Raw genomic sequence first — 22,267 nt, 5'->3', positions numbered from 1 at the left:
CAGATTCGTCGGCACGCCGCGAAACCTGCCGCTAATAATTTCAGTTGTCAAAATAAAAATGGTGCGGCAAGTTGGAAAAGCCCGGAAATGCAGCCGGTTCATGCTGCTTTGCAGCATTTTCCGGGCAGCGTTCGCCTGAACTGTGGAGTTTTTTGTTTGCGCACCAAAGAAATGATGCCGCAGCTGCCAAAGGAAGTCTCGTCCGTGGCGGCACGGGGCTGCGGGCCGCTGATTCCGCCGCTGTCGGATACCCTGCGCCCGATGCGGCAGCAGGTGTTCGAGAGGGTGCGTGCGGCGGGGCTGATCGCCCGGGTGCAGGTGGCAAAGGATCTGGGCGTCTCGCCGGCGTCTGTCACCACCATCACATCCGAACTGATCGAGGCCGGGCTGATCGAGGAGGTCGCGGTGCCGCGCGACAGCGACGCCGGGCGCGGACGGCCTGCCGTGGCGCTGGGGGTGCGGGCGGCGGCCTACCGCGTGGCCGGGATGAAGCTGTCGGACCGCGAGCATACCGCGGTGATCGTCGATTTCGCGGGCAACCTGATCGCCGACGACACCATTCCGCGCCGCCCCGGGGCGATGGATCTGGCGACGCTGCTGGAATCGACGGAAACCCTGCTGAACCGGGTCTGCGCCAAGGCGGGGATGCCCCGGGCGGACCTGTCGGCGGTGGGGCTGGGCGTGCCGGGCTTTGTCGATTGCGCCAGCGGCACCGTGCTGTGGTCGCCAGTGCTGCATGAACGCGGCGTCAAACTGGCCGACGCCGCCTCGGCCCGGCTATGCCTGCCGGTGCAGATCGACAACGACGCCAATCTGGTAACGCTGGCCGAGCTGTGGTTCGGCGCCGGGCGGGCGCTGTCGGATTTCGCGGTGGTGACCATCGAGCATGGCGTGGGGATGGGCTTCGTGCTGAACCACCGCATCTATCGCGGCGCGCGGGGTCTGGGGATGGAGCTGGGCCACACAAAGGTGCAACTCGACGGCGCGCTTTGCCGCTGCGGCCAGCGCGGGTGCCTGGAGGCCTATGTCGCCGACTATGCCCTGGCGCGCGAGGCGACCACGGCGCTGAACTGGAACCACAAGGAAGGCCAGTCGATCGCCGTGCTGCTGGAAAGCCTTTACGACCACGCCAAGGCGGGCAACACCGCCGCGCGGTCGATCTTCCGCCGGGCTGGGCGCTATCTGGCGGTGGGGCTGGCCAATGTGGTCAACCTGTTCGACCCGGCGCTGATCATCCTGTCGGGCGAACGGATGCGCTACGACTACCTCTATGCCGCCGAAACCCTGGCCGAGATGGAGAACCTGGCCATCGTCACCGGCCGCCCGCGCCCGCCGATCGAGATCCACGCCTGGGGCGACCTTCTGTGGGCGCACGGGGCGGCGGCGCTGGCGCTTTCCGCGATCAGCGAGGGGCTGCTGTCGCCCGGGCGGGACATTGCGGCACAATAGCACCACAGCACACGCGCATTTGTGCGCGCCTGCCGTGCGGCGCATTGCCCCGGTATGGACAACCTGCAATAGTTTGGAAAACGTTGGGGGCTGGGGGTTCGAGTGGCCGTTTTCCGTCTGAGGACCGCGTGCGGCCTGATGGTCGGCCTGGGCGTCGGCCTGATGGCTGGGCCTTCCGCTTACGCCTTTGAATCATTCGAGTTTCGCGCGCCCGGTGCCGATGCGGCTTTGCTGGCCGATCTGCGGTCGGCCTCGCTTCTGGTGGCCGCGCAAAGCGAGAAGGTCAGCGATCCTCAGGATCTTTTCGCCGCGGCACTGGCCGAGTATGGCCGCCTTGTGGGGGCACTTTATGCCGCCGGGCACTATTCGCCGGTGGTTCGCGTGCTGGTCGACGGGCGCGAGGCGGCAGGCATCCCGCCGCTGGATGCGCCCAAGACCATCCGGCAGATCATCGTCGAGGTGCAGCCCGGCCCGGCATTCGCCTTTTCCCGCGCCCGCGTCGCACCGCTGACCCCCGACACCGCGCTGCCCGACGGCTTTGTGGTCGGCGGGGTGGCGCGGTCGGGGCTGATCAAGGATGCGGTGGCGGCCGGGGTGGACGGCTGGCGCGAGGCGGGTCACGCCAAGGCCGCGCCCGGCGCGCAGTCGTTGACCGCCGATCACCGCAACGCCACGCTTTCCGCCGAGGTGGCGCTGACCCCCGGCCCTCGGCTGCGGTTCGGCCCGCTGACCGTCACCGGCCAGCAACGGATGCGCGAAGCCCGCGTCCGCGCCATCGCGGGCCTGCCCGAAGGCGAGGCGTTCAGCCCGAGAGATCTGGCCCGCAGCGCCGAACGGCTGCGCCGCACCGGGGTGTTCCGTTCGGTCACGCTGACCGAGGACGAGAACATCACCCGCCCCGACCTTCTGGGCATCACCGCCACCGTGGTCGAGGACAAGCGCCGCCGCTACAGCTTCGGGGCCGAACTGGCGACGCTTGACGGGCTGTCGGTGACCGGATCGTGGCTGCACCGCAACCTGCTGGGCGGGGCCGAACGTCTGGAGATCAAGGGCAACGTCGCCAACATCGGCGCACAGGAAAGCGGCGAGGACTACGCACTGGGTCTGACGCTGTCGCGCCCGGCCACCTTCACCGCCGACACGACGCTGGGCTTCCATGTCGAGGTCGCGCATCTGGACGAGGCCGACTATCTGGCCGACGTGGCCGGAATCGGCATGACGCTGAGCCATTTCTTCACCGACACGCTGACAGGCACGGCGGGGCTGGAATACAGCATCTCCGGGGTCGACGACCTTACCGGCGACTACACCTACCGCAACCTGTCGCTGCCGCTTGGCGCGATCTGGGACACGCGCGATGTCAAGCTCGACGCGCACAAGGGCATTTTCGTCGAAGCCGAGGTCATGCCCTTCCAGGGGTTCGGCACGACCGATTCCGGGGTGCGGATGAAGCTGGATGCCCGCGCCTACCGCAGCTTCGGGTCAGAGCGCCCGGTGGTGTTCGCAGGCCGGGTGCAGGCCGGGGCGGTGCTGGGGTCAAGCCTGCTGGGCACGCCGCGCGACTACCTGTTCTACTCGGGCGGCGGCGGCACGGTGCGGGGCCAGCCCTACCAGTCGCTGGGCGTCAACGTGCTGCGCGCCGATTTCAAGATCGGCGGCACGGCGTTCCTGGGCGCCTCGGCCGAGGTGCGCGCCAAGGTCACCGACAAGATCGGCATCGTCGGCTTTGTCGATGCGGGGCACGTCGGCGCGCTGGATTTCTTTGACGATCTGGGCGGTTTTCACGCCGGGGCCGGGCTGGGCGTGCGCTATGACACCGGGTTTGGCCCGATCAGGGTCGATCTGGCGGGGCCGGTGGCGGGCGATACCGGCAAAGGCGTGCAACTTTACGTCGGCATAGGACAATCCTTCTGATGCGGTGGCTACTTACCCTACTGGCCCTGATGCTGCTGCCCTTTGCGGCGCAGGCGCAGGATGACCGCGGATACCTTACGGCCTTGCTGGAGGACAACCTGTCCGGCGCGGGGCGTCAGGTCATCATCACCGGCTTTGCGGGCGCGCTGTCGTCCCGCGCCACGATCGAAGAACTGACGATTGCCGATGCCACCGGCGTCTGGCTGACCCTGCGCGGGGTGTCGCTTGACTGGAGCCGTGCCGCGCTGCTGCGGGGGCAGGTTCTGGTCAACGAACTGACGGCTGAGGAGATCATCGTGGCACGCGCGCCCGATGGCGGCGAAGAGGGCCTGCCCTCGCCCGAGGCGCGCGGCTTTGCGCTGCCCGACCTGCCGGTGTCTGTGGATATCGGGCAGATCGCGGCAGAGCGGGTGGTGCTGGGCGAAACCCTGCTGGGTCAGCCGGTCGAGGGCCGGGTGACGGCGGCGATGCAGCTTTCGGGCGGCGAGGGCACCGCCACCCTGACACTGGAACGGACGGACGACGGGCCGGAGGGCAGGTTTGTCCTGAACGCGGGTTACGCCAACGAAACCCGGCAACTGGTGCTGGACCTGGAGGCTGCCGAGGGTGTCGGCGGTCTGGCCACCACGCTGCTGGGCCTGCCGGGCGCGCCGGCCGTGGCGCTGACGTTGAAGGGCGATGGCCCGCTGGAGTCGTTTGCCGCCAACATCGCGCTGGCCTCGAACGGCACCGACCGGCTGGCGGGCACCGTCACCCTGACCGGCGATGGCGCGGGTGCCCTGGGCTTCCGCGCCGACATTGGCGGCAACATGGCACCGCTGTTCCTGCCGGAATACGCGACCTTCTTCGGGCCGGACGTGACGCTGGCCGTGGCCGGCAGCCGGGCGGCCGATGGCGCGCTGGACCTGCAGACGCTGCGCCTTGCCACCCGCGCCATGCAGCTGCAGGGCGCGCTGCGGCTGGCCTCGGACGGGTTGCCCCAAAGCTTTGCCCTGACCGGCACGCTGGGGCTGGCCGAGGGGGGGGAGGTGCTGCTGCCCCTGACCACGGACGTGGAAACCCGGGTGCAATCTGCCGATCTGGCGCTGGATTTCGATGCATCCAAGGGTGACGCCTGGCAGGGCAGCGTGGCGGTGCTGGGCCTCAACCGCGCCGACTTCAGTGCCGACGTGGTGCAGATAGAGGCCGCCGGCCGGATCACCCGTTCGCCCATGATGGCGGTGACGGCGGCGCTGGAGTTTGCTGCCAGCGGGCTGGTTCCGGCCGATCCGGCCACCGCGCAGGCGCTGGGCGATGCGATCACCGGCAAGGCGAACCTCGGCTGGCAACAGGGGCAGGGCACGGTCGATCTGTCGGACCTGACGCTTCTGGGCAGCGGTTACGGGCTGACCGCAGATGCCCGGATCGACGGTTTGTCCAGCGGGCTTGCGGTCACCGGCACTGCGCAGGCACGGTTTGACGATCTCTCGCGCGCCTCCGGTCTGGCCGGGCGGGCGCTGGCGGGCAAGGGCCAGATCGACCTTTCGGGCAAAGCCGCGCTGCTGGCAGGCAGCTTCGACATCGAGACGGTGATCAGCGGCACCGATCTTTCCTTCAGCCAGCCCGAGCTTGACCGCCTGCTGCAAGGCACGTCGCGCATCGCCGCGTCGATCCTGCGCGACACGCAGGGCACCCTGTTGCGCAGCCTGAACATCACCGCGGCCAGCCTGACCGCAACCGGCAGCGGCCGGATCGCCAGCGACGGCAGCGACGTGACCGCCGATCTGGCCTTTGCCGACCTTTCGGTGCTGGGCGCGGCCTACCGGGGCAGCCTGACAGGGCAGGCCCGCTTCATCGGCACGCCCGAGGCCGGTACCGTGACGCTGGATGCGCGCGGCGACGGGCTGGCCATGGGTCAGCCGCAGGTCGATGCGCTGCTGCGCGGCCCGTCGCAGGTGGTGCTGGAGGCGGCGATTGCCGACGGCACGGTGGACCTGCGCTCGCTGGTGGTCACGGCGGCAACACTGAAGGCCAATGCCCGCGGCGCGCTGGCGCCCTCGGGCAGCGACGTGACCGCCGATCTGGCGTTCAGCGATCTTGCGGCGCTGGGCGGCGGCTATCGCGGCGCGCTGAGCGGGCAGGCCCGTTTCGTCGGCACGCCCGAGGACGGCAGCCTGACGCTGAACGCCACCGGCACCGGCCTTGCCGTCGGGCAGGCGCAGGCCGACCGGCTACTGCGGGGCGAAAGCCGGCTGGCGGTCGCGGTCGACATTGCCGATGGCCGGATCAGGATACGCAACGCCAGCCTTGCCAACCCGGCCCTGACCGCAGAGGTGCAGGGCATCGTCAGCGGCGACCGGCGCGAGGTGACGCTTTCGGCGCGGCTTGCCGATCTGGGGCTGGTTCTGGAAGATTTTCCCGGCGTGCTGACGGTGACCGGCACGGCGGTCGAGGATGCGCAGGGCTACCAGGTCGATCTGCGCGGCACCGGGCCGGGGCAGATTGCGGCGACCGTGGCCGGGCGCGTGTCTCAGGATCTGGCGCAGGCGGACCTTGCGATTCAGGGCACCGCGCAGGCGGCGCTCGCCAATGCCTTCATCGAGCCGCGCGCCGTTTCCGGGCCGCTGCGCTTCGACCTGCGGCTGGACGGGCCGCTGGCGCTGGCATCGCTTTCGGGGCCGGTGACACTGTCGGGCGGCCGGGTCACCGACGCGGGGCGGAACATCGCGCTGGAACGGGTCGAGGCGCGGGCCGATCTGGCGGGCGGGCGGGCGCAGATTTCCGCCACCAGCGCGGTCGATGCGGGCGGCGGCCTGGATATGGCCGGCAGCATCGGGCTGACCGCCCCCTATGACGCCGATCTGACGGTGACGTTGGGCCGCGCGGTGCTGAAAGACCCCGCACTGTTCGAAACCCTTGCGAATGGCGCGGTGACCCTGCGCGGCGCGCTGGCCGGCGGGGCCGTCATCGCCGGACAGATCACGCTGACCGAAACCGAATTGCGCATCCCGTCCACCGGGCTGGGTGGCGTCGGCGCCCTGCCGGGGCTGGACCACGTCGGTGAACCGGCTGCGGTGCGCGCGACCCGCGTGCGGGCCGGGCTGCTGGGCGAGAATGGCGAGCAAACCGGCAGCGTCAGCCGTCGGCCATACCCGCTGAATCTGGTGATCCTGGCGCCGAACCGGGTGTTCATCCGCGGTCGCGGGCTGGATGCGGAACTCGGCGGCGAATTGCGGCTGGGCGGCACCACCGCCGCGGTGGTCCCCAGCGGCGCGTTCGACCTGATCCGTGGCCGGCTCGACATCCTGGGCAAGCGGCTCGACCTGACGCAGGCGCGGCTGCAGCTTGAAGGCGATTTCGTTCCCTACGTTCAGATTGCCGCTTCCAATGAAAGCGACGGCATAACCAGTTCGGTGCTGCTCACCGGCCCTGCGAACGAGCCTGTGGTCAGCTTTGCCTCCAGCCCGCCGCTGCCCGAAGAAGAGGTGCTGGCGCGGCTGCTGTTCGGGCGTGCGCTGAACTCGCTGTCGCCGTTTCAGGCGGCGCAGCTTGCCGGGGCGGTCGCCAACCTGGCAGGTCGCGGCGGCGAGGGGATCGTGGGCAAGTTGCGTCAGGGCTTCGGGCTGGACGATCTGGATCTTATGACCGACGAAAACGGCGGGGCCTCGGTCAGGGCCGGACGCTACCTGTCGAAAAACCTCTATACCGAAATCATCGTCGATCAGCAGGGCAAGAGCGAGATAAACCTGAATCTGGATGTCACCCGGTCAGTCACCGTGCGCGGCAGCGCCGGAAGCGACGGCAACACCGGCATCGGAGTCTATCTGGAAAAGAACTACTGATAGGCAGGGCACAAATGCAATGACGGGCCCCGAAGGACCCGTCATTGAAGCTCACGCCGCGCGTTGATCAGGACGGCAGGGCGGTCGTCGTGGTCGTGGTCGTCGTGCCGTCGTCGTTCAGGATCGTCACGATCAGCAGGGTGCCGATCACGACGATACCGATGATCACGCCAACCGACAGACCACCGGCGCCGCCAACGAGGCTGGCGAGTTGGGGCGGAAGGCTGGTGCCGGTCGCGCCACTTTCAGCAACCTGCGCGTAAGCACTGGTCGACATGGCAGTTGCGAGCGCAGCGGCGGACGCAATGGCAAAGACTTTTTTCATGGCTGGAACCCCAATTTTGAAACCTAGATTTTGGTATAACTCACGGACCCCCTTCAGGCAACATTCTTTGCGCCCGAACCCGTTGCGGCGATTCACTGCGTGAAACTGGTCACTCTATCAGCCGTTCAAGGAACAGATGCCCGATTTCTGGACCAAGCCACTGCCTTGAAACCCACATCGCCCGATCCGAAGCGCCCTGCCAGTAGTCGTTGGCGAACGTTCCGGCCGGCCCCTCGCAGGTTTCAACCAGATGCCGCGTCGCGTGGCCGCGATCGAGAATCACGACCGTTTCCGGCCCTTTGTCGATGATCCGGCAGGTGTAGGCCTGCTTCACGATATGGTTGGACCCGTCAAGCACGCTGTGGATGCGGGTGTATGACCCGGTGGTGACCCGCGTCGAAAGGCGGGCGAACAGGCCCGGCGCTTCGACCGCAAAAAGGTCGTGACCCAGGCCGCGGGTGGCATCAATCACGCCGGCGCGCATCGCCAGGCTGACATTGTCGGGGCTGAACCAGATCCGGTGCCCTTCCTTCTCCTGCGCGACATAGAGCAGCGAAAAGGTGTTGGTCTTTTCGATCCTGACCCGCGTCAGCGGCGCGCTGATCCCGGCCAGTTGATCCCGCGTGACAGTCAGCGCGGTGGAGGTGGCCGCCCTGGCCTTGACTGCCTTGCGCGCCAACGCCTGATCGCGCACGATGTTCGAGAACTGGACCATGCTGCCGACGCTCTGCTTGTCGTTGGTGCAGGCCGTAAGCGCCAGCAACCCTGCCAGGGCAAGCCCCAAGATCGGTTTCATCGCCAGAACCTCCCCCACTGCGCTTCATAGGTGTGCGCGTCCTGACCCCGGACCCGGTCGAACAACCGGTCACGCACATCCACCCGAGCCCCGCCATCGCGGGTCACCGGGCGAAGGGTCGTGTTGTAGGTGGTCTGGCTGGGCTGGCCTGTCAGCCAGGTCAGCGGAACAGTGACACGGATGCCCTTGTCGAACGAGCCTTCGCCGAAATCGTCGAACGACATGTCGGTCAGCGTGGCAAAGGCACCGACACGCCAGCCATTGTCGAATCTGCGGTCAAGAGACACGGTGGAGCCCCAGTCGCCGGCCAGGTAGCGGCCCACATCCACCTGAGCGGTGTAGCCGCGCCCCATGTCGTAATAGGCCGAGGCATGGCCGGTCGCGACGCCGTAATCCAGCAGGCCGAACATCATGTCATAGTCCCGGCTGCGCACATAGTTGACCTCGACCCCCAGCGCGAGCCGACTGTCCACCGGCTTCCACAGCAGCTCGCCCGACACACCGGCATACATCGGTTCAAGGTAGCCGACCGTGGCGCGGGCGTAGAGATTCTCGCCGGGGCGGAAGAACCTGGTCAGCGTAAGGTGCTCGATCCCCGGATCGCCCTCGCGGTCGTAACAGGCGTAGTCGGTCCGCACATTGGGTGGATGGGCATCCCTCGCCGGATTGCAGGCGCCCCTGCCCGGCACCCTGTCGTCAATGTCGCCGAACCCGGGCTTGCGGATCGAACCCGCCAGCACAAGCCCCGGCTGAATTTCCAGACTGCCCCTCGCCCGCAGGCCGACCTCGTAGCGCAAGGGTTGCTTCGGATCGAAATAGCTGGTCCGCGCGTAGGGGCCGATCGACCAGATGAACTTCGGATACAGCCCTTCGGCGGGCGGCACGGCGGGCAGGCCGCCCGCATCCTCGACACGGGTTGCGGCCCACATCGCTGCGGTTGCATCCGGTGCGGTTTCCAGCCGTTCGAGGTCGGACCGGCGCACCGTCACCGCAACGGTCGGCTGGCCGTCCACCACCGGAACCAGCCGGAACGTCTCAATCGTGGCGGGCATCTTGGTCGCCAGCGCCCGCGCCGCACGGCCGATGGCGTTCGGGCGCACATCGAACTGCTTGTCGCGGAAGCGCAATTCGGCGGTGGTTTCGCTAACGGTCAGCGACTCGACCACCAGCCCGTCAAGCGCCAGTTGCCGCTCCATGTTCCGCGTCAGGATCTGCGGCGCGTCGGCCTGCGTCACCCAGTCGTTCGACCAGGCCTCGGGTGCGGCGGCGCGCGACGGGCGCGGCGCAACCGGATTTGGCGCGGGGTAACGATAGGGCGTCATCGCCTCGTTCGGTCGGGCCGAGAAAGACGCCGAAAGCCCCAGCTCAGACCCGTAAAGGGCGTAGGCGCCCAGACGCAGGCGTTTCGACGCCTGATATTCGACACCGAAGTTGAAAGGCGACTGGCGGTCGAACACCGCCCTGGTGCCGGATTCAAGGGTGTAGTCGTCGGACGAATACTCGACCTTGAAGCCGAGCCTGTCGGTTGCCTGCCATTCGATCCCGGCAAAGGGGGCCGCCCGCCCGCGGAACCACTGGTCGAAGTTCGGCTTGCCGCCACCTCCGAAATCCGGCTTTGGCCGGCCTCCGAAGGGCGACCCGATGTCGCCGTAGCTGCCAAGCCTGCCCCAGCCAAGACCGGCCGTGACCTTCAGGTTCGGCCCGAAGGTCTTGGTCGCCGCCAGATACTCGCCGGCATAGATCCCGGTGCCCACGAAATCCTGCAGGCCGACCGAGACGGAGGGCAGCCATTGCCCCTCGTCCAGCAGCCGGTAGCGCAGATCGAAGCTGCGGTCGTAGTAATCGACGAACCCGGCATAGTTCAGATCCTTGACGCCGGAATAGCGGAAGCTGCCCGACAGCCGCGGCGTGATCTGGAAGCTGAGCGTCATGCGGTTGATGCCGGCAAAGGAGGACACCGTTGCCGTCACCTCGCCATCCGTCATCGATTCGCCCGATGGCATGTCGATCAGGCCGGCCGTGCCCAGAAGATTCGCCGTGGGTGTGGTTTCCGCTGCGGCAGCAGATGCGACCAGCAGGGCGACCGCGGCCGTTGCTGCCGGAATCCGGCCGGAGGACAATCTGAAGATCCGGGACATGGCCACCTCGTGAGTTCGGGTCACCATACGGGCGCCGACTGGGGGGAACAATTCTTTTCAACCTTCATCGGCACAGGCGCGCCGGCTATTGCGCAGCCGCAACCTTTTCGGGCCGCTGGTAGCCCTCGACCCAGTCGTGGACCACGGCGCAGGCGGCTGCGGCATCGCCCACGGCAATGGCCGAGCGCAGCGCCCGCAGCGCAGAGGCCATCTCCAGTTCCGACAGGCTGCTTTCCTGCGCCCGCAGGATCTTGGAATGCGGTGTGGTCAGCAGGCCCTTGCCGATCAGCAGCTCCTCATGCAGCTTTTCGCCGGGGCGCAGGCCGATCACCTGAATCTCGATGTCCCCGTCGGGGTTGGCGGCATCGCGCACGGTGTAGTTCGCGGCATGGATCATCTGTTCGGCCAGATCGCGGATCTTCACCGCCTTGCCCATGTCGAGCACGAAGACATCGCCCCCGCGCGGGCCGCCCGCATGGGCAAACGATCCGGCCAGCAGCACCAGACGGGCAGCCTCGGAAATCGTCATGAAGTAGCGCGTCACATCCTCATGCGTCAGCGTCACGGGGCCGCCGCGGGCGATCTGGTCCTTGAACAGCGGGATCACCGACCCCGAAGACCCCAGCACGTTGCCGAACCGCACCATGGAAAACACCGTGTTGCGCGACCGCTTCGCCAGATCCTGCACCACCAGTTCCGCCAGCCGCTTCGACGCGCCCATGATGTTGGTCGGCCGCACCGCCTTGTCGGTGGAAATCAGGATGAACCGTTCCACCCCGCATTCATCCGCCGCACCGGCCAGCGTCTTGGTGCCCAGCACGTTGTTGGCCAGCCCGGCAATCGGGTTGCTTTCCACCAGCGGGACATGCTTGTAGGCCGCCGCGTGGAACACCACGTTCACGTCGTGATCCACCATCACCATCCGCGCCATGCGGGAATCGGTGACCGACCCCAGCACCGGAATCAGTTCGACCCCGGCATCCTCTGCCCTGTCGCGCAATTCGCGGTCGATGGTGTAAAGCGCGATCTCCGAAACCTCGAACATCACCAGCCGGCGCGGGCGGCAGGCGAGGATCTGGCGGCAAAGCTCTGACCCGACCGAGCCGCCAGCGCCGGTGACCAGCACCGACCGGCCGATATAGGCTTCCGTGCCCTGCGGCAGGCTTTCGCCCACCTGCTGACGCCCCAGAAAGTCGCCCGGCACCATCGGCGTCAGCGTGTCGATCAGTTCTTCGACGCCGATCAGCTGCGCGAAGGACGGCAGCGCGTTGACCTCCAGCCCCAGATTCTGCAGCCTCCGCGCGATCTGCGCCAGCTTGGGTGGCGACAACGACGGCATCGCCAGGATCACCCGGTCGATGTCGCGGTCCTGCACGATGGACTCGATCTTGCCTGGGGGGAAGACCCGCAGGCCGACCACGATCGTCGAATGCAGGGCGGCGTTGTCGTCCAGAAACGCCACGGGCATGATCGAATGGTGTTCGCGCAGGGCAGCCACCAGTTGCGTGCCGGTGGTGCCGGCGCCGTAGATCAGCACCCGCTTGCGCGGCTGCCCCAGCCGCAGCACCCACAGCAGCCCGTAAAGCAGGATCACCCGGATCGCGAACGACAAGAGGAACAGCAAGAGCCCGAACAGGATGATGCCGCCGCCCGAGAAATACACGTTCGACACACGGGTCATCACCGCGAACGCCACCATGACCAGCAGCGCGAAAGCCCCCGTCTTCAGGATCGCCACGGCCTCGTAGGCGTTCAGCTTGATCCGCGGAATGCCGAGCGCGATCGACATGATGGCCGCCGCCACGCTGACCGCCGGAAAGAACGGCCACATCCGCAACAGCATGTATTCGGGAAACAGCGAGTTGTAGACGAGGCTGCATGTCAGGAACAAGGCCAGCGGCGCCATGATCACGTCGACCAGCATAAGAAGGCCGCGCTTCTGGGGCCTTGTCAGCCGATCGACAAATGCGAACAGCACGCCTCGGAACCAGAGCATAGCAACTCCCAACGCCAGTTTCAGGAATGAACCGGGCTAGACAGCAAACCCGTGCCATTGTCCAGACGACCACCCGGACTGCCGGAGGAAAGGCAGATGCCCGTTCGTCAATTCACCATGTCAACCTACCAAGAAATCACCATGTCAACTTACCAAGCTGTCACAGGGGTAACAAGGGCGTCTGCCCGGTTCAATCTCTGGCAGACCGTCGCGGTGCCACGATTTTCATCAATGGCCGAAAAATTACGCGCCCGCCGGTCTTTGCCATCAGAAACAGGTCCAGGCACAGGCTTTGGTTGTGCTGATAGATCAGGTCAAGCCGTGCCTTGCGTAACACGCAGCGCCCGGAATAGACGCGGTCCGTCTCCTCGGCACTGGCGCACCGGGCCAGCAGGCGTTCCTCGTGGGCATGATATTCCAGCGTCGCAAGGCCGGTGATCCCCGGACGGCTCTGCAGCACGCGGCCATAGATTTCGGGGAACCGCTCGACATAGGTGCGCAGCGGCGGCCGGGGGCCGACAAAGCTCATGTCGCCGCGCAGCACGTTCCACAGTTGCGGAATCTCGTCCAGCCGGGTGCGGCGCAGGGCGCGGCCGACCGGGGTGATCCGCGCCGTCTTGTCGCCGCCCGACACGCCGCTGTCGGTCGCCACGACCCGCATGGTGCGCAGCTTCCACAGCATGAACGGCAGTCCGGGCGCGCGCATCCGTTCCGAGACGTAGAACAGCGGCCGCCCTTCCACCACCAGCAGGGCCGCCAGCAGCAGCGCGAAGGGCACCGCGAGAAGCGCCGCGATCATCAGCGCCAGACTCAGGTCGAACAGCCGTTTCGATGGGGTCATGCGCCGCCTCCTGCCATGCGCCACCTGCTAGTGTTCCCCACCTGACACAGGATTCCCATTGAGGGCCTGATGTGCCATATTCGGGGCATGAGACGCGATGACATTTGCCTTTACCTTGGCCCCGCCGACCGTGCTGAGCTTCAAGCTCTGATCACCAACCGCAACACTGCGCGCAAGCTCGTCTGGCGTTCCGAGATCGTGCTGGCGACAGCGGACGGTCACGGCACTTTTGAGATCATGCGGCGCGCACGCACTTCGAAGCCCACGGTCTGGCGCTGGCAGGCTCGGTATCTCGATGAGGGTGTGGACGGCCTCAAGCGCGACAAGACAAGGCCCTCGCGCGTGCCGCCATTGCCCATGGAAACAAGGCTGAAGGTGATCACCAAGACGGTGCAGGAGACGCCGCCCAACGCCACCCACTGGAGCCGCGCCCTGATGGCCGAAGCCATGGGGATTTCGCCGTCGAGTGTGGGTCGCATATGGGCCGAAGCTGGCTTGAAGCCGCATCTCACGAAGGGGTTCAAGGTCTCGAATGACCCGCTGTTCGAGGAAAAGGTCACGGATATCGTCGGTCTCTACCTTGATCCACCGGATCGGGCTGTGGTTCTGTGTGTTGATGAGAAGTCGCAGATCCAGGCGTTGGATCGGACGCAACCCGGTCTGCCGCTCAAGAAGGGGCGCGCAGCTACCATGACACACGATTATAAGCGGCACGGCACGACCACGCTGTTCGCCGCGCTGGATGTGAAATCCGGCAAGGTCATCGGCGATTGCATGCCCCGCCATCGCGCCAAGGAGTTCCTGAAATTTCTGCGGCAGATCGACAAGGCCGTGCCCGCGCGTCGTCACGTGCACCTGGTGCTCGACAACTACGCCACCCACAAGACGCCCGAGGTGAAAGCATGGCTGGACAAGCACCCGCGCTTCAAGCTGCACTTCACGCCCACCAGCGCCTCATGGCTGAACCTGGTCGAACGCTTCTTCGCCGAAATCACATCGAGGCGCATCCGACGTGGCAGCTATTCCAGCGTCGATGACCTGAAGACCGCGATCTACGACTATCTGGCGCAGCACAACGAGAAGCCGAAGCCCTTCAGGTGGACCAAAACCGCCGAGGACATCCTCACCCGAGAACGCCGCGCGCTCGACAAACTCGACGAAATTCGCGGAAACAGGTAGGAAGTGTCAGACTCAGAACACTAGTGTTCCCCACCTGACACAGGATTCCCATTGAGGGCCTGATGTGCCATATTCGGGGCATGAGACGCGATGACATTTGCCTTTACCTTGGCCCCGCCGACCGTGCTGAGCTTCAAGCTCTGATCACCAACCGCAACACTGCGCGCAAGCTCGTCTGGCGTTCCGAGATCGTGCTGGCGACAGCGGACGGTCACGGCACTTTTGAGATCATGCGGCGCGCACGCACTTCGAAGCCCACGGTCTGGCGCTGGCAGGCTCGGTATCTCGATGAGGGTGTGGACGGCCTCAAGCGCGACAAGACAAGGCCCTCGCGCGTGCCGCCATTGCCCATGGAAACAAGGCTGAAGGTGATCACCAAGACGGTGCAGGAGACGCCGCCCAACGCCACCCACTGGAGCCGCGCCCTGATGGCCGAAGCCATGGGGATTTCGCCGTCGAGTGTGGGTCGCATATGGGCCGAAGCTGGCTTGAAGCCGCATCTCACGAAGGGGTTCAAGGTCTCGAATGACCCGCTGTTCGAGGAAAAGGTCACGGATATCGTCGGTCTCTACCTTGATCCACCGGATCGGGCTGTGGTTCTGTGTGTTGATGAGAAGTCGCAGATCCAGGCGTTGGATCGGACGCAACCCGGTCTGCCGCTCAAGAAGGGGCGCGCAGCTACCATGACACACGATTATAAGCGGCACGGCACGACCACGCTGTTCGCCGCGCTGGATGTGAAATCCGGCAAGGTCATCGGCGATTGCATGCCCCGCCATCGCGCCAAGGAGTTCCTGAAATTTCTGCGGCAGATCGACAAGGCCGTGCCCGCGCGTCGTCACGTGCACCTGGTGCTCGACAACTACGCCACCCACAAGACGCCCGAGGTGAAAGCATGGCTGGACAAGCACCCGCGCTTCAAGCTGCACTTCACGCCCACCAGCGCCTCATGGCTGAACCTGGTCGAACGCTTCTTCGCCGAAATCACATCGAGGCGCATCCGACGTGGCAGCTATTCCAGCGTCGATGACCTGAAGACCGCGATCTACGACTATCTGGCGCAGCACAACGAGAAGCCGAAGCCCTTCAGGTGGACCAAAACCGCCGAGGACATCCTCACCCGAGAACGCCGCGCGCTCGACAAACTCGACGAAATTCGCGGAAACAGGTAGGAAGTGTCAGACTCAGAACACTAGCGCCCGCACGCGGCATCTGGCAAGGGCTCAGCCCTCGCCTTCCAGCCTTTTGCGCATCTCGCGCAGCACCGGCAGCACGGCGCGCACCCGGTCGGCGCCCAGCGACTGCACCACCTCGGCAATAAGCGGCGCGATGGCTTGCACCGCCACGTCGCGCGCCGCCCGGCCCGACAGGCTGATGCCGACGAACTTGCGCCGCGCGTCATCCCAGTCGGGGCGAATGTGGATGTGGCCTGCCCATTCCAGCTTGGCCAGCGTGTTGGTCATGGCGCCCCGCGTGACATGGAACGACCGTGCGAGTTGCGCCGGGGTGCGTTCTTCGTTGCTGCGGGCAAGGTGGTTCAGCACGCCGAAATGCGACAGCTCCATCCCCTTGGGCAATGCCTTGGAAATGCGGTTGCGCGCCAGTTGGTCGGCCATGAACAGCTCTCCGAACAGGGCCACCGCGATGTCTTCGTTCCTGTCCGGCATCAGGGGCCTTCAAACGGGCGATCATGGGTCAGCGACGGCACGCGCGAGCGTGCGCGGGTCACGGCGTCCAGGTCAAGCTCCACCAGCATCACACCCGGTTCGCTGCCCGCATCGGCCAGCACCTCGCCCCAGGGCGCCACGGCAAGGCTGTGGCCATGGGTGCGCCGCCCCTTGCCGCCGGTTTCGGCGTGGAACCCGGTCTGCGCCGGGGCCAGCACGAAACAGCCGGTCTCGATCGCGCGGGCGCGCAGCAGCACCTCCCAGTGCGCCGCCCCGGTCAGGTGGTTGAAGGCGGCGGGCACCGTCAGGATCTCGGCCCCCGCCTGCGCCAGCTGCCGGTAAAGCTGCGGAAACCGCACGTCATAGCACACCGTCATCCCGACCCGGCCGAACGGCGTTTCTGCCAGAACCGCCTGCGCCCCCGGCCGGTAGCCCGCCGATTCGCGGTAGATTTCGGTTTCCGACACGTTGACATCGAACATGTGGATCTTGTCATAGCGCGCGGCAATCGCGCCATCCGGGGCGACCAGGAAACTGCGGTTGGCAAAGCGGCCATCGGCGTCGTGGGTCTTCAGCCCCAGCGACCCGATCAGCAGCCAGACCCCCGCCCGCGCCGCCTCGGCGCGCAGGGCGGCCAGCGTCGGATCGTGCTCCTCGGTGTGGAACACCGCGCGCTGGTGGTCGCGGTTCGACGACAGACCGTTGGTGCATTCGGGCGTCAGCACGAAACCGGCCCCCCCGGCAACCGCCGCACGCACCAGCGCCAACGTGCCCGGCAGGTTGGCGGCGGGGTCGTCACCGACCGTCAGTTGCACCAGCCCCGCGCGCATCTAGTCCGCCAGAAGCGGATCAAGCCGCCCCGCATCGTCCAGCGCGTGCAGGTCGTCGCAGCCGCCGACATGCTTGCCGCCGATGAAGATCTGCGGCACCGTCCGCCCGCCGTTCGCGCGCGCCGTCATGGCAGACCGCGCCGCCGGGTCGCGGCTCACGTCGATCTCGGTGAAAGGCGCGGCCTTCCTGACCAGCAGCCGCTTGGCGGCAACGCAATAGGGGCAGGTGGGGGTGGTGTAGATCTCGACGGATTTCATGGGGCGCGGTTCCTTGCAGTCGGATTGACTATAAGGATCTAGGACTCCTTCGCAACGCGCGCCAGTACCAGAACCGAAACCTCGCTGGCACCGGCCGCAAGACAGGCCTCGGTCGCCACCGCCAGCGTCGCCCCCGAGGTCATCACGTCATCCACCAGCAGCACCGGCTTGCCCGCGATGCGCGGAGCGCGGGCCGGGTTGATGCGGATCGCATCCTCCATGTTGGCAAAGCGCCCCTCGCGGTCGCGCCCTTCCTGGCTGCGGGTGTTGCGGCGGCGGGCCAGCAGGTCGGGGCAATGCGCAAGCCCCGCCCCCTTTGCCACCGCCGCCGACAGCAGCGCCGCCTGATTGTAGCGCCGCTTCAAGAGCCGCAGCCAGTAGAGCGGCACCGGCGCCACCACCATGCCCGGCCGCAGCAGCGGTTCCGCCGCGCGTGCCATCCACGCCCCGGCCGGGCGCGCGAGGTCCAGCCGGTCGCCATGTTTCAGCGACAGGACCATCTTCCGCCCGTTGTCGGCATACAACAGCGCCGCGCGACCCTGCGACCAGGGCCGCGCCAGCGTCAGGCAGTCGTCGCATTTCACCGCGTGGCCGTGGCTTTCTCCCGGCAGAGGCGTGCCGCACTGGTCGCATACCAGCCCGGTGATGAACGGCGTTTCCCGCCAGCAGGTGCCGCAAAGACCGAAATCCGAGGTCACCAGCGTGTCGCAGATCAGGCATTGCGGCGGATAGATCAGATGCAGCGCGGCTTGCAATCCCATGCGACCCCCCTAAGGTGCGTTCCCTGATCCGGAGCCGACATGACCCCCCCGACCCTGACCGACCGCCCCGCCCTTGCCCGCAACCGCGCCCGCGCCCTGCGCGACCCGGCGCTGTTCCTGCACGACGAGGTGGCCGCCGAGATGCAGGAGAGACTCATCGAGGTTAACAGGACGTTTACAGCCCCCGCCGTGGTCACCGCTTTCCCGCAAATCTGGGCCGCACTGTGGCCGCAGGCTCGCATCGTGGCCGATGACGAGGTGCTGGACCTTGCGCCCGGCGCACACGATCTGGTGATCGACGCGCTGACGCTGCACTGGGCGAATGATCCGGTGGGGCAACTGGTGCAGTGCCGCCGCGCGCTGGCACCCGACGGGCTGTTTCTTGGCGCAGCCTTCGGCGGGCAGACGCTGCACGAGCTGCGCACCAGCCTTGCGGCGGCCGAAGTGGCGGTGACCGGCGGCCTGTCGCCGCGCGTGCTGCCGATGGGCGAGATTCGCGACCTTGGCGGTTTGCTGCAACGCGCGGGCTTTGCGCTGCCGGTGGCCGACAGCCTGACCCGGCAGGTCAGCTACCGTGACGCGGCGCACCTGATGGCCGACCTGCGTGCGATGGGCGAGGCCAATGCGCTGGCCGCCCGCCCGCGCCACCCGACCCGCCGGTCGATCCTGACCGAAACCGCGCGCCGCTATGCCGACCTGCACGGCACGCCCGACGGCCGCATCCCCGCCACTTTCGAGATCATCTTCCTGACCGGCTGGGCCCCCCATTCCAGCCAGCAACAGCCGCTTCGCCCCGGTTCGGCGGTGCAAAGCCTTGCCGAAGCCCTGGGTGCGGCCCGCGTCGCCCCAACTGAAACCAAGCTGGACGGTTGACGTTGCCCCGGATGCGTTTATCTGAGTGTCACATATTCGAAGGACGGAAGACGTGATGTTTGATGCCACCTCTGGCCAGGTTCCCGAGATGATCGCCGCCGGCGAGGGCCGTCTGGCCCATGCCCCGGCCGATCATCCGCCCGTGCGGAGCGCGAAGATCGGCGTCCTTCTGGCCAACCTCGGCACGCCCGACAATTACGATTACTGGTCGATGCGCAGGTATCTCAGCGAATTCCTGTCCGACAAGCGGGTGATCGACTACCCGTCATGGAAATGGCAGCCGTTGCTGCAACTGATCATCCTGTCGAAACGCCCGTTCAGTTCGGGCGCCAACTACAAGCTGATCTGGAACCACGACAAGGGCGAAAGCCCGCTGATGACGATCACCAAGGACCAGACCGCCGCCGTCGCCGCAGCCATCGCCGCCGAGCATGGCAACCGCGTGATGGTCGATTTCTGTATGCGCTACGGCAATCCTTCGACCGAATCGAAGGTGCGCTCGATGGTCGAGGCGGGCTGCGAGAAGATCCTGTTCTTCGCGCTTTACCCGCATTACGCCGGCGCCACCTCGGCCACCGCCAACGATGCCTTCTTTGCCGCGCTGATGAAGGAAAAGCGCCAGCCCGCCGCGCGCACCGTCCCGGAATATTTCGACCACCCGCTTTACATCGACGCGTTGGCAAAATCTGTCGAACATGCCTACGGGCGGCTGACCATCAAGCCCGACGTGCTGGTGGCCAGCTATCACGGGATGCCGAAACGCTATCTGATGTCGGGCGACCCCTACCATTGCCAATGCGCCAAGACCTCGCGGCTGCTGCGCGAACGGCTGGGCTGGGACAAGGACGCGATCATCACGACCTTCCAGTCGGTGTTCGGGCCCGAGGAATGGCTGAAGCCCTATACGGTCGAGCATGTGGCCGACCTGGCCAAGCAGGGCAAGAAGCGAATCGCGGTGATTGCGCCCGCCTTTTCGGCCGACTGCATCGAAACGCTTGAAGAGATCAACGGCGAGATCCGCGAAGCCTTTGAACATGCAGGCGGCGAAAGCTTTACCTACATCCCCTGCCTGAACGACGACGACGCCCACATCAAGGCGCTGGTCGCGGTGATCGACGAAAATCTGGCGGGCTGGCTGCGCTGAGCAGCGCCACCGGGGATCGCGGATCAACCCGGCAAATCAGAACTTTAACCGCAGTCCAAAGACCCCGGAAAAAATGAAAAGGACGGCAGTTTGACCTGCCGTCCTTTCCATGAACGGTTCGCCGATCAGGACGAAACGGCAGCCGCGATGATCAGCAGCAGCAGCAGCGGGACGACGATGCCACCAGCGGACGACGAGGTTTGTGCCTCGACGATGGTCGGCTCCATGATCGGTTCGACGTTGATGCCGCCAGCGAAAGCGGTGGATGCAGCAACCGTGATCACGGCAGCGAGCGCAAGTTTCTTCATGTTAACCTCCAGTTATTGCATGCCACCGAATATTGCAGAGGCGACGGCATGCACCCAAGACTCTACCTCGTATCGGTTTTCTAACCAGCTTGGCGTGGGGATTGCAACTTGGGTCTTCATCTGACCGTGCGCTCCGGCGTCTTATCGTCAAATTAGCAACACCTGCGTGCCCACCTGCGTCAGATCGAACAGCTCCAGAATGTGTTCGTTGTACAAACCGACGCAACCATTCGATGACCGCCGCCCGATCTTGCGCGTGTCGTGGGTGCCGTGGATGCGATAGTAGGTCCACGACAGGTAAAGCGCGCGCACGCCCAGCGGGTTGTCGGGCGCGCCGCCTTCGACCACGTCGGGCCATTCCGGGTTGCGTTCCTTCATCGACGGCGTCGGGCGCCAGCTCGGGTTCACCACCTTCTGGATCACCTCGGTCCGCCCGCGGCGGGTCAGTTCTTCCGACAGCGGCACAGAGGTCGGATAAAGCTTGTAGATCGTCTGGTCTTCCGACCAGAAGTGCAGCGCCCGCGACGTGGTATCGACCAGAATCGCTCCCTTGCGGGTGTCGGTGAAATACCCCTGCCAATCGAGCATCCGGAAGCTCGACACGTTGTTGCGCACCGAGCCTTGCGGCGGCGCATCGGGATCAAGCATTTCAGCCTGCGCCCAGGCGGGCAATGCTGCCGCCCCAAGCACCGCTGCGGCACCGCCCAGAACCCTGCGGCGGTCAAGCCTGTTCGGGCCATCGACACTCATGCGCGTCACTCCTTGCATCGTGGTATTTTTCGGCTGTTTACCGTCTTGCGGGCTACGCCGCAAATCAAACGCGCGTCAATGGGCAACGTCACGCAGAGTTGCGTTTGAACAGCGCGCACCAAGTCTGTAAAGACGGGCCTCAGGCTCCAACCGGGTGAGAGTGACATGAACAGACTGACTGCCCTGATGCTTTGCGCAACGCTAGCCCTTTCCGCCTGCGGCGCGACCATGGGGCCCGCTCTCAGCCCCGACGGCAAGCCGCTGCCGCAAGTCTACCGGATCGACCAGGGCAAGGTGCCCTACCGTCTGCTCGACTCGGTCAACACGTTGCGCTCGGCCGCAGGGTCCGCGCCGCTGACTCTCAACGCGCAACTGAACGCCGCCGCCGCCACCCATTCGCGCGACATGTCGGTGCAGAACCGTCCCTGGCACTTCGGGTCCGACGGGTCGTCGCCGCTCGAACGGGTGCAGCGCGTCGGCTACACCGGGCAGCTTTCGGGCGAGCTGATCTCGGAAACCTTCGAGACAGAGCTTGAAACCCTCGCCGCGTGGATGGAACTGCCCGACACCCGCGCCATCGTGCTGGACCCGGCGGCGCGTCAGCTCGGCTTTGCCTGGTTCCAGGAACCGGGCGGCAAGATCTGGTGGACGCTGATCACCGGCACCTGACCGGCGAGGGGGCTGCGGCCCCCCACCGCCGTCTCAGGGCAGGATGTGGATCGGCGTGCCCTTGCGGATCATCGAATAGATCACTTCCATCTCGCGGTCGGTGACGGCGATGCACCCCGCCGTCCAGTCGCCCTTGTTCTTGCGCTTGAACCCGGTATGGCCGTGAATGAAGATGTCACCTCCCGGCGACCTGCCCTGAGAGGCGGCGAATTCCTTGTCGAATTCATTGGGGTAGGACATGCCGACCGACAGGTGGAATTCGGAGTTCGGGTTGCGCCGGTCGATGAAATAGCTGCCCTCGGGCGTCTTGCCGTCGCCTTCGAACTGCTTGTGCCCCACAGGCGAAAAGCCCAGCGCCACATCATAGCTTGCCAGAACCTTGCCATGGTGCAGCAGATACATCTTGCGGTCGGCCTTGTGGACCTGGATCGAGGTGACCTCGGGCCCGCGATAGGTGCGGAACTTTGACGAACACGCAGTCAGCGCAAACGAAAGCACCAAAGCCAGAAAGATTTTCAACGCAATTTTCATATTGCCTGCCTGCCTGT

The 22,267-nt window shown here is 66.0% G+C and carries 20 protein-coding genes; 8 read left to right on the top strand and 12 right to left on the bottom strand.

Going from position 1 to position 22,267, the window contains the following annotated elements:
• The first annotated feature begins 171 nt into the window (after positions 1–171).
• From RNZ50_21960 to RNZ50_21950, 3 genes are all read left to right on the top strand, one after another.
• A complete protein-coding gene (locus RNZ50_21960) occupies positions 172–1,449 on the top strand; it encodes an ROK family protein (protein ID MDT8857660.1) in 1,278 nt (425 codons plus the stop codon).
• A gap of 162 nt (positions 1,450–1,611) precedes the next feature.
• Entirely contained in the window at positions 1,612–3,363 is a 1,752-nt protein-coding gene (locus RNZ50_21955; GenBank protein MDT8857659.1) for an autotransporter assembly complex family protein, read from the top strand.
• Positions 3,363–7,184, top strand: coding sequence for a translocation/assembly module TamB domain-containing protein (locus RNZ50_21950; protein MDT8857658.1), 3,822 nt, complete (start codon positions 3,363–3,365; stop codon positions 7,182–7,184). Before RNZ50_21955 ends, RNZ50_21950 begins: the two co-directional genes overlap by 1 nt.
• Before the next feature lie 67 nt (positions 7,185–7,251).
• Here RNZ50_21950 and RNZ50_21945 read toward each other — a convergent pair whose 3' ends face one another.
• From RNZ50_21945 to RNZ50_21925, 5 genes are all read right to left on the bottom strand, one after another.
• Positions 7,252–7,509: a hypothetical protein gene (locus RNZ50_21945; protein ID MDT8857657.1), complete on the bottom strand. Its 258-nt coding sequence runs from the start codon at positions 7,507–7,509 to the stop codon at positions 7,252–7,254.
• Between the two features lie 109 nt (positions 7,510–7,618).
• A complete protein-coding gene (locus tag RNZ50_21940; protein MDT8857656.1) occupies positions 7,619–8,305 on the bottom strand; it encodes a YjbF family lipoprotein in 687 nt (228 codons plus the stop codon).
• Positions 8,302–10,443, bottom strand: a complete 2,142-nt coding sequence (locus RNZ50_21935) for a YjbH domain-containing protein (protein ID MDT8857655.1) — start codon at positions 10,441–10,443, stop codon at positions 8,302–8,304. Before RNZ50_21935 ends, RNZ50_21940 begins: the two co-directional genes overlap by 4 nt.
• A gap of 85 nt (positions 10,444–10,528) precedes the next feature.
• On the bottom strand, positions 10,529–12,439 hold the full coding sequence (locus tag RNZ50_21930) for a nucleoside-diphosphate sugar epimerase/dehydratase (GenBank protein ID MDT8857654.1): 1,911 nt from the start codon (positions 12,437–12,439) through the stop codon (positions 10,529–10,531).
• 190 nt (positions 12,440–12,629) lie between these two features.
• Positions 12,630–13,280, bottom strand: coding sequence for a sugar transferase (locus RNZ50_21925; GenBank protein ID MDT8857653.1), 651 nt, complete (start codon positions 13,278–13,280; stop codon positions 12,630–12,632).
• Between the two features lie 87 nt (positions 13,281–13,367).
• Between RNZ50_21925 and RNZ50_21920 the strand changes: the two genes are divergently transcribed.
• A complete protein-coding gene (locus RNZ50_21920) occupies positions 13,368–14,459 on the top strand; it encodes an IS630 family transposase (protein MDT8857652.1) in 1,092 nt (363 codons plus the stop codon).
• 80 nt (positions 14,460–14,539) lie between these two features.
• Entirely contained in the window at positions 14,540–15,631 is a 1,092-nt protein-coding gene (locus RNZ50_21915; GenBank protein ID MDT8857651.1) for an IS630 family transposase, read from the top strand.
• A gap of 51 nt (positions 15,632–15,682) precedes the next feature.
• Here RNZ50_21915 and RNZ50_21910 read toward each other — a convergent pair whose 3' ends face one another.
• The 4 genes from RNZ50_21910 to RNZ50_21895 are packed head-to-tail and all read right to left on the bottom strand — an operon-like array spanning position 15,683 to position 17,975.
• Entirely contained in the window at positions 15,683–16,126 is a 444-nt protein-coding gene (locus tag RNZ50_21910) for a MarR family transcriptional regulator (GenBank protein ID MDT8857650.1), read from the bottom strand.
• A complete protein-coding gene (locus tag RNZ50_21905; protein MDT8857649.1) occupies positions 16,126–16,956 on the bottom strand; it encodes a carbon-nitrogen hydrolase family protein in 831 nt (276 codons plus the stop codon). The genes RNZ50_21910 and RNZ50_21905 overlap by 1 nt, the downstream gene beginning before the upstream one ends.
• Positions 16,957–17,214, bottom strand: a complete 258-nt coding sequence (gene grxC / locus RNZ50_21900; GenBank protein MDT8857648.1) for a glutaredoxin 3 — start codon at positions 17,212–17,214, stop codon at positions 16,957–16,959. It lies immediately after the preceding gene.
• Positions 17,215–17,252: 38 nt separating this feature from the next.
• Positions 17,253–17,975, bottom strand: coding sequence for a ComF family protein (locus RNZ50_21895; protein MDT8857647.1), 723 nt, complete (start codon positions 17,973–17,975; stop codon positions 17,253–17,255).
• A 39-nt stretch (positions 17,976–18,014) separates the two neighbouring features.
• On the opposite strand from RNZ50_21895, the gene RNZ50_21890 reads away from it, so the two are divergent.
• Entirely contained in the window at positions 18,015–18,848 is an 834-nt protein-coding gene (locus tag RNZ50_21890) for a methyltransferase domain-containing protein (protein MDT8857646.1), read from the top strand.
• 88 nt (positions 18,849–18,936) lie between these two features.
• Positions 18,937–19,992: a ferrochelatase gene (gene hemH / locus RNZ50_21885; GenBank protein MDT8857645.1), complete on the top strand. Its 1,056-nt coding sequence runs from the start codon at positions 18,937–18,939 to the stop codon at positions 19,990–19,992.
• A gap of 125 nt (positions 19,993–20,117) precedes the next feature.
• Here the strand turns inward: hemH and RNZ50_21880 are convergent, their stop codons facing one another.
• Both RNZ50_21880 and RNZ50_21875 read right to left on the bottom strand, forming a co-directional pair.
• Positions 20,118–20,300 (bottom strand): hypothetical protein, encoded by a 183-nt coding sequence (locus RNZ50_21880; GenBank protein MDT8857644.1) that lies wholly within the window; start codon positions 20,298–20,300, stop codon positions 20,118–20,120.
• Between the two features lie 147 nt (positions 20,301–20,447).
• Positions 20,448–21,050 (bottom strand): L,D-transpeptidase, encoded by a 603-nt coding sequence (locus RNZ50_21875; protein ID MDT8857643.1) that lies wholly within the window; start codon positions 21,048–21,050, stop codon positions 20,448–20,450.
• Positions 21,051–21,215: 165 nt separating this feature from the next.
• Between RNZ50_21875 and RNZ50_21870 the strand changes: the two genes are divergently transcribed.
• Positions 21,216–21,719: a CAP domain-containing protein gene (locus tag RNZ50_21870; protein ID MDT8857642.1), complete on the top strand. Its 504-nt coding sequence runs from the start codon at positions 21,216–21,218 to the stop codon at positions 21,717–21,719.
• 33 nt (positions 21,720–21,752) lie between these two features.
• On the opposite strand, the gene RNZ50_21865 is transcribed toward RNZ50_21870, so the two are convergent.
• Positions 21,753–22,250: a L,D-transpeptidase family protein gene (locus RNZ50_21865; GenBank protein ID MDT8857641.1), complete on the bottom strand. Its 498-nt coding sequence runs from the start codon at positions 22,248–22,250 to the stop codon at positions 21,753–21,755.
• Positions 22,251–22,267 lie beyond the last annotated feature (17 nt).

Source organism: Paracoccaceae bacterium Fryx2, assembly GCA_032334235.1.
GTDB lineage: Bacteria > Pseudomonadota > Alphaproteobacteria > Rhodobacterales > Rhodobacteraceae > JAVSGI01.
The sequence above is the reverse complement of the archived record's forward strand: the minus strand, read 5'-3'. Positions and strand labels throughout refer to the sequence as shown.